Annotated in this window: 6 protein-coding genes and 5 pseudogenes; 8 read left to right on the top strand and 3 right to left on the bottom strand. The window is 67.7% G+C overall.

Going from position 1 to position 7,112, the window contains the following annotated elements:
• From AC2TEW_RS37995 to AC2TEW_RS37985, 3 genes and pseudogenes are all read left to right on the top strand, one after another.
• The coding region (locus AC2TEW_RS37995; protein WP_484627728.1) for an IS5 family transposase at positions 1-450 on the top strand (450 nt) is incomplete at its 5' end.
• Positions 451-458: 8 nt separating this feature from the next.
• Positions 459-650, top strand: coding sequence for a hypothetical protein (locus AC2TEW_RS37990; protein ID WP_484627755.1), 192 nt, complete (start codon positions 459-461; stop codon positions 648-650).
• Between the two features lie 5 nt (positions 651-655).
• Positions 656-1,504 (top strand): annotated as a pseudogene (locus AC2TEW_RS37985) (IS3 family transposase); the annotation flags it as partial.
• 45 nt (positions 1,505-1,549) lie between these two features.
• On the opposite strand, the pseudogene AC2TEW_RS37980 reads toward AC2TEW_RS37985, so the two are convergent.
• The 3 pseudogenes from AC2TEW_RS37980 to AC2TEW_RS37970 all read right to left on the bottom strand — a co-directional run.
• Positions 1,550-1,681, bottom strand: a pseudogene (locus tag AC2TEW_RS37980) (IS5/IS1182 family transposase); the annotation flags it as partial.
• Between the two features lie 128 nt (positions 1,682-1,809).
• A pseudogene (locus AC2TEW_RS37975) lies at positions 1,810-2,333 on the bottom strand (transposase family protein); the annotation flags it as partial.
• A 127-nt stretch (positions 2,334-2,460) separates the two neighbouring features.
• Positions 2,461-2,790, bottom strand: a pseudogene (locus AC2TEW_RS37970) (transposase family protein); the annotation flags it as partial.
• Positions 2,791-3,297: 507 nt separating this feature from the next.
• Between AC2TEW_RS37970 and AC2TEW_RS37965 the strand changes: the two are divergent.
• From AC2TEW_RS37965 to AC2TEW_RS37945, 5 genes and pseudogenes are all read left to right on the top strand, one after another.
• Positions 3,298-4,215, top strand: a complete 918-nt coding sequence (locus tag AC2TEW_RS37965; RefSeq protein WP_484627753.1) for an SGNH/GDSL hydrolase family protein — start codon at positions 3,298-3,300, stop codon at positions 4,213-4,215.
• 368 nt (positions 4,216-4,583) lie between these two features.
• Positions 4,584-5,729: an ISAs1 family transposase gene (locus AC2TEW_RS37960; RefSeq protein ID WP_484627756.1), complete on the top strand. Its 1,146-nt coding sequence runs from the start codon at positions 4,584-4,586 to the stop codon at positions 5,727-5,729.
• Between the two features lie 134 nt (positions 5,730-5,863).
• Entirely contained in the window at positions 5,864-6,178 is a 315-nt protein-coding gene (locus AC2TEW_RS37955) for a helix-turn-helix domain-containing protein (protein ID WP_484627752.1), read from the top strand.
• 17 nt (positions 6,179-6,195) lie between these two features.
• Positions 6,196-6,444 (top strand): annotated as a pseudogene (locus AC2TEW_RS37950) (IS3 family transposase); the annotation flags it as partial.
• A gap of 197 nt (positions 6,445-6,641) precedes the next feature.
• A partial coding sequence (locus AC2TEW_RS37945) for an integrase core domain-containing protein (RefSeq protein WP_484627386.1) occupies positions 6,642-7,112 on the top strand: 471 nt, incomplete at its 3' end.

Raw genomic sequence — 7,112 nt, 5'->3', positions numbered from 1 at the left:
CCCTCGCCGGTCGACCGCGCACGGCCGGGTTCCAAGCACCATGTGATCGTTGACCGCCACGGCACCCCGCCGGCCGTGTCCGTGACCGGTGGAAACCGGCACGACGTCACGCAGTTGATCCCGCTCCTGGACGCGATACCCCGCATCCGGGGCCTGCGCGGACGCCCCCGCAACAGGCCCCGACGGCTGTTTGCCGACCGCGGCTACGACTTCGACAAGTACCGCCGCCTCCTGTGGAAGCGAGGCATCAAGCCCCTGATCGCGCGGCGCGGCGTCGCCCACGGATCCGGGCTCGGCCGCACCCGCTGGGTCGTCGAGCGGACCTTCGCCTGGCTCCACCAGTTCAAGCGACTCCGCACCCGCTACGAACGCCGAGCCGACCTCCACCAAGGACTCCTCGAACTCGCCGCCAGCATCATCTGCCTCCGACGACTCCAAAGATCATTCTGAAACGATCAGTGAGTCCGGAGGGTCTGCGGGGCTGGGTCAAGCAGGACCGCACCGATCGGGGCGAGGGGCCGGCGGGTGCGCTGACCAGCGATGAGCGCGAGGAACTGCGTCGCGTCCGCCGCGAGCTGGCCGAGGTCAAGAAGGCGAACGGGATCCTGGTAAAAGCCGCCGCCTTCTTCGCCAAGGAGATCGTGAAGTAGGCGCTCTGTGCCTGTTCATCGATGCGGAGAAGGCCGTCGAGGCGAACCCGGACGGCTACAGCGTCGCGCGGCTGTGCCGCGTGATGGGCGTGGGCCGCTCCACCTACTACTCGTGGCTCACGTCACGACCTGCGATCGCCGAACGGCAGCGCGCCGAGGATGAGTTGGCGGGGCGGATCCGCGAGATCCACGCCGGCTCCAGGGGCGCCTACGGCGTGCCGCACGTGCATGCCGAGTTGCGGCGGGGCGGGCATGCGATCAACCGGAAGAGGGTCGAGCGGATCATGCGCGAGCGCGACATCCGCGGTATCACCCGCCGCTGGCGCCACCACCTGACCAGGCAGGACACCGCGGCCGCACCGGCCCCGGACCTGGTCGGCCGCGACTTCACCGCCACTCGACCCGGCACGAAACTCGTCGGTGACATTACTTATCTGCCGACGATCGAGGGCTGGTGGTACCTGGCCACCGTCATCGACCTGGCGACCCGCGAGGTGATCGGGTACGCGATGACCGACCACCACCGGGCCGGGCTGGTCACCGATGCCCTGCGCATGGCCGCCGGCCGGAGCGGTCTGCAGCCCGGCTGCATCATGCACAGCGACCGCGGAAGCGAGTACACGAGCGGCGAATTCCGCAGTGAGATAACGAAGTTGAACCTGAGGCAGAGCATGGGAAGAACCGGCATATGCTACGATAACGCCGCAGCCGAGAGCTTCTTCGGACTGCTCAAAGCGGAGATTGGCACCACCATCTGGGAGAGCCGCGAGGCCGCCCGCGCCGACGTCTTCCGCTTCATCGAGGTCGAATACAACCGCACCAGGCTCCGCAAACATCCCGAGTTCGGGTACCTCACCCCGCAGCGTAAGCACCCGCTGTCCAGGATCAGGGGGGAACTTCACCAGCGCGGCCAGGGCCCGCTGCGAGGGGCGGAGCTTGCACCTGCGGTCACCCTCCCGGGTGACGATCAGCACGGTGACCTACTCGACGAGCGCATGCGGCAGGTCCAATGCGGCAGGACAGGTGACCAACGAGTCTCCCCGACAGAAGAGTTGAGACGTCAGACATCTCCCTCAACTGCCTGGGGGCCTTGTCCGTTCTCCTCCGGCCCACGACCGTCCGGCCGTCACCCGATCGGTGGCCACTCTGAAAAGGCTCAGTGGTCGGGGAGTTCGTGGTGGTTGTAGTACGGGGTGCGGAAGGTTGCGCCGGCGCCCCGGTAGGCCCGGTCCGCCAGGACGAGGACCTCGCGGGTCAGGCAGGCCCGGACGATTCCGTGGGCGCGGGCCGCGGTCAGGTCGTGTGTGCGGCCCGGCAGGGCGCGGGAGAACCACCGGGGTGTGCCGTCGGGTGCGGCGACGACCTGCACGTTCATCCCGTGCTTGCGGTGCTTTTGCGATTGGTACGGCTCGTCCGCCTTGATCCGGTCGGTCGGGATCAGCGTGCCGTCCACGATCACGAAGTCGCCCTCGCGCCCAGTCCCACCAGGGCCTCGCGCAGGCCCGGCGCCCGCACGGCCAGGACCTCCACGGTCTCGTCGACGTACCGCCAGGCCGTCGCCTGCGACACCCCGAACCCTGCGGCGACCCGGACGAACGTCTCGTTCTTCCGCAGATGGGCCAGGACCAGCAGGGCCTGCTTGGAACAACCGAGCCTGCGCCGGCGTGAGTTCAGTTCACGCCTTCGGGCGTGGATCTGGCGACGCCTTGTTCGACCGGGAATCGGAGCCGGGCGTGGGCCTTGTCCAGCGACTTCTCTTTCAGGCCGGCTCGGTCCTGGGCCGTCGCCGGAACGGGGACGGGGACGGCGACGTGCGCGGTGGCCCGCCCGGAGCCCCTAGGAGGTTGCCCTCGGAACCGGTGATGACCAGCAGGGTCATCCGTGGCGGCGGTGCTTGCCGCTGCAGTCCGCGCGGCCGTTGCCGACGCGGTCGCACTCGATGAGGTGCCGTCGACCGGCACGTGCTCCGGGTTGGCGTCGCGCAGGGCGGGTCAGACCGGGGGCGCGGTGGGCGGGAAGGTCGGTGACCTGGTGGACGTAGGCGTGGGCGGTGCCGACGCTGGTCCGGAAGCCCGCCGCGATCTGCCAGGGTGTCGTGTTTGCGCAGGTGAACCGGTGCGACCAGGGTGCACTGCGAGGGGAGGCCCGTAGCCGGACACCGGATGATTGCGCGTCCGGCCGTCCCAGAAACGACCCTTGTGCGGCTCGGGCAAAAGGGTGAATTGGCGGACGCCCGGAGGGTTTTTCCCGCACGTGTCGCGGGAGGGATCTTCACTGATGCTACCGTAAATCCCCGCTGTTTAGTTCCGTGCGATACTTTTCCGCGTGGAAGCGAGGATCGATGGGAAAGTTGAAAGCAAAGTCTGGAGTGCTGTCGCTGGCCTGTGCAGCCGCACTGGCATCGCCGATGTGTAACTCCGCCGATGCGGCCCCGAAGCATGACATCCGGCCACCGGCCATTGTCTCCATGGGTGACAGTTATATTTCGGGCGAGGCCGGACGGTGGCGGGGGAACAGTGACACGAATTCTGGAAGCAGGGCTGGAACGGATCGAGCGTGGACCGGGAGTGGGTATGATCCGGAAAATGTCTACGGGTCCAGTTATCTGAACGGATGCGACCGGTCGGATAGCTCCGAAATTCACGGGGTGGCAGATGCCGGTCGGACGCCTATCAATCTCGCCTGCTCCGGGGCTGAAACCGTCAACATTTTCCGGTCGTCGAACGGGGGGCAGCCGTTCAAGGGGGAATCGCCGCAGGCGGACCAGCTTGCGGAGGTGGCGAAGAACTTCCGGGTGGAGCTGATCTCTCTCTCCGTCGGAGGGGACGACATCGGATTCCATGATGTCATCGCCAGCTGCGTCGAGGACTATGCAATCTTTTTTACAGAATGCCGGAGCGAGGAGCAGCGGAAGGTCGACTCGCGACTGGCCTCGGCAATGTCAGGCGTGGGCAAGGCGATTGACGAGATCCGTGCGGTGATGAGCCTTTCCGGATATTCTGAGGGCGACTACAGGATCGTGCTGCAGTCTTACCCGTCCCCGATTCCGCGCGGGAGGGAAAATCGCTATCCTGAACGTGGTTCTGATCGTATCCTCAAGGGAGGTTGCCCGTTCTGGAACGCGGATTCCGACTGGGCCAGGGATTCCTTGGTGCCACAGATCTCGGATAGGCTGGCTCAGGTGGCGGCGGACAAGGAGGTCGAGTTCCTTGACCTTCGTGACTTGCTCGAAGGGCGGGAGGTGTGTGCCTCCGGAACTAGCCTTGCCACGGATGGGAATGCTGTGAGCCCGCCTAATCCTCCGTCGGAGATCGGTAGCGAATGGGTCAGGTTCCTTGATTTCTTGGGAACTCAAGGGGCTTCGCAGGAGTCCTTCCATCCGAACTACTTCGGGCAGCTCGCACTTGGAAAGTGTCTCGCCCTACTCGAAGCCAAACCCGGCGGGAGTTGGTCCTGCCTCAATGCTCCTCGGGAAGGGGTGGCCGGGGTTTCTCTGGTCGAGAGGCCATTTCCCCTGGTGGACTGCCCTCCTGCCGACAGGATCCGCAGCGTCATCACAAGATGAGGGGCAACTCAAGGCCAGGGCTGATTCAAAGTCCTGTTGATCTTGCATCCGCCCTGCTCAGGGGATGTGCAGGAGGTCGAGGGGGCGGGTGATGGACTCGTAGGAGACGCGGGATCCTGCCGGTCATCTCCCGCAAGGGGCAGCCCGACATCAAGGGACTTGGCAAGCTCCGCTACGTGGTGGAGCAGACCTTCGCTCTGCTCCACCAGTTCAAGCGACTGGCCATCCGCTGGCAGGGCTGATGCAGAGTTAGTTGATCTTGGATCGTTCCTGGTCAGCATGGGTGTCCGAAGCAGATGAAGCTCCGTTGTGGTTGATGACCTCGCGAGTCGTTCACCAGCAACGGAGCTTCGGTGCGCCAGTCTGCCATGTCCTGTCCCTGCTCGGAGTGTGGTGCCGGTGTGTCGGGCGCGCACGGTTTCCCGGAGCTGGTTGGCGCCCTGCGCGATCCGCGGAAGGCCCGGGGGCGCCGGCATCCGCTGCGCGCGGTGCTGCTGGTTGCGCTGTGTGCCATGGCCTGCGGGTTCGGCTCGTTCCGGGCGATGGGACAGTGGGCGGCCGCGGCTCCGCAGGAGACGCTGGTACGGCTGGGCCTGCCGGCGCGCGGAGCGTTCGCGCTCGCGGCGCCGCCGAGCGCGTCCACCATCGGGCGGGTGGTCTCGGCGGTGCTGCCCGGCGGCTTGGAGTCGCTGCTGCGGACCTTCCGGGAGAAGGCGGTGACGGTGGCCGTGGACGGAAAACGTCTGCGGGGATCGCGCGGTGGTGCGGCGGCCGCGGTGACCGTGCTGGGGGCGATGCTGCAGGACGGGACGCTGGTCGCGCAGCAGCGGGTGCCGGAGGGGACGAACGAGATCACCGGGTTCGCCGCCCTGCTCGCGGCCCTCGATCTGAGGGGTGCGGTGGTCACCGCGGACGCCTTGCACACTCAGCGTGAGTACGCGCGGGTGCTGGTCGAGGAGTTCGGCGCGCACTACGTGTTCGTCGTCAAGCGCAATCAGCCCGACCTGTGGCAGGCGTGCCGGGCGGTGCCCTGGGACCGGGTGCGGTCGGCCTCACGTTCCAGCGTCCGCGGCCACGGCAGAGTGGAGACCCGGATCATCGAGGCCGTGACCTGGGATGATCTGGACTTCCCGCACCTGCGGCAGGTCGCGCGCGTCACCCGGTACCGCACCGTTCGTGCGAGTGGGAAGCGGTCCCGGGAGCGCGTGTACGTGATCACCGATCTCACCTCGCGACAGGCCGGCCCGCAGCGGATCGGCGAGATCACACGAGGGCACTGGGGCATCGAGAACAAGGTCCACTACGTGCGGGACGTGACGCTGGGCGAGGACGCCTCCCGCATCCGCACCGGCCACGGAGCCCAGAACATGGCCACGTTGAGATCGGTCACGATGAACTTCCTGCGCAGGACAGGAAGTTCCATCGCCGACGCCCGCCGCCGGCTGGCGCTCGCACCGCACACAGCCCCGCTCGACCTCTTCGGCATCCCCGGTGACCTGCATATTCACGACTGAGATCCGACTTTGCATCAGCCCTGGCTGCAGCACGACCTCACCCCCGCAGCGTAAGCACCCGCTGTCCAGGATCAGGGGGGAACTTCAGGGCTCGTTTGTTGCGGGTCCTGCTGCTTGAAGGAGTCTGATCGATCATGGTGAGGCCACCGGCGCTGCCGCCGGAGGAGAAGGTCCGGATCGTGCTGTCGATCCTGGCCGGTGAGATGACCGTCGCCGAGGCCGCGCGGCGGGCGAAGGTGTCCGAGCAGTCGATCGGGACCTGGAAGCGCCGGTTCCTGGAGTCCGGCCGGGCCGGCCTCGCGGGCAAGTCCGGCCCCAGCACCCGGGAACAGCAACTCGAAGCCCAAGTAGCCGACTTGACCCAGGCACTGGGTGAGGCGGCAGTCGAGCTACGGGTGTGGAAGAAGTCCGCGGAGGGCCGGCTGGGCCCTTCGAGGACCTCGAGGTGATCCGCACCGGGGCGGGCATGCCGACCGCGAGGTTCTGCCGTCTGATCGGCGTGCCCGGGCGGGCCTGGCGCCGCCACCAGGCCCGCGCACGCCAGGGCGCGCATGTGAGAGGGCCGTGGCCGCGCCCGGCCCGCGAGAGCGTCCGGGAGACCGCCCGCCGGCACGCGCTCGCGCACCCGGCCTGGGGTCACCGCAAGATCTGGGCGATGTGCCGCCACGACGGCCACCGCGTCTCGCAGGCCACCGTGCTGCGGCTGTTGCGGGACGAGGGCCTGCTGCTGGAGGCGAACCACCAGCGGGAACGGCGTCGGCTCGCCGCCCGCCGCAAGGCCGCTTTCGCGACCGAGCCGGCCGGCCCGAACCAGGTCCGGCGGCTCGACTTCGGTTCGAGACGACCGGCGGCGGCACCTGGCGGCTCGCGGGCTGCCGGGACTACTGGTCGAAGTACGAGCTGGGCTGGCACGTGTCGCCCACCGCGAACCAGCACGACGCCATCGCCGCGATCGAACTCGCCATCAAGGAAGCGGAGTTGCTGGCCGGAAAGCCGCTGGCCGAGCTCGCCCCGCGCGACGCTGACGGCACGGTCCAGCCGATGGTCACGATCGTCACCGACAACGGCGGACCGCTCCGCTCGTTCCGGTTCGAGGCGTTCATCGCCACCCGGCCGGAGCTGCGGCACGTCCGCACCCGGGTCCGCACGCCCGGGCAGAACGGCTCACGCGAGCGCGGCTTCGGCTCGCTCAAGTACGAGAAGCTGTTCCTCGAGGAGATCCCTGATGCCCTCGATCTCGTCGGCATGCCGAGGACTACCCGGCGCGACTACAACACCGTCCGCCCGCACGAGGCCCTGGCCTGGAACCGGCCCTACGACGTTCACACCGGCACCGCGAACCCGCTCGTCCCCAACTTTCCCGAACCCGAAAACCTGCCAACT

It is taken from the genome of Kitasatospora sp. NEAU-CNBT7 (assembly GCF_057220535.1).
Note: the sequence above shows the minus strand (reverse complement) of the source record. Positions and strands in the feature narration are given on the sequence as shown.

Coding starts and splice junctions, on each gene's coding strand:
- AC2TEW_RS37960 (WP_484627756.1), top strand. CDS start 4,584: ATGTCCTGTCCCTGCTCGGAGTGTGGTGCCGGTGTGTCGGGCGCGCAC.
- AC2TEW_RS37955 (WP_484627752.1), top strand. CDS start 5,864: ATGGTGAGGCCACCGGCGCTGCCGCCGGAGGAGAAGGTCCGGATCGTG.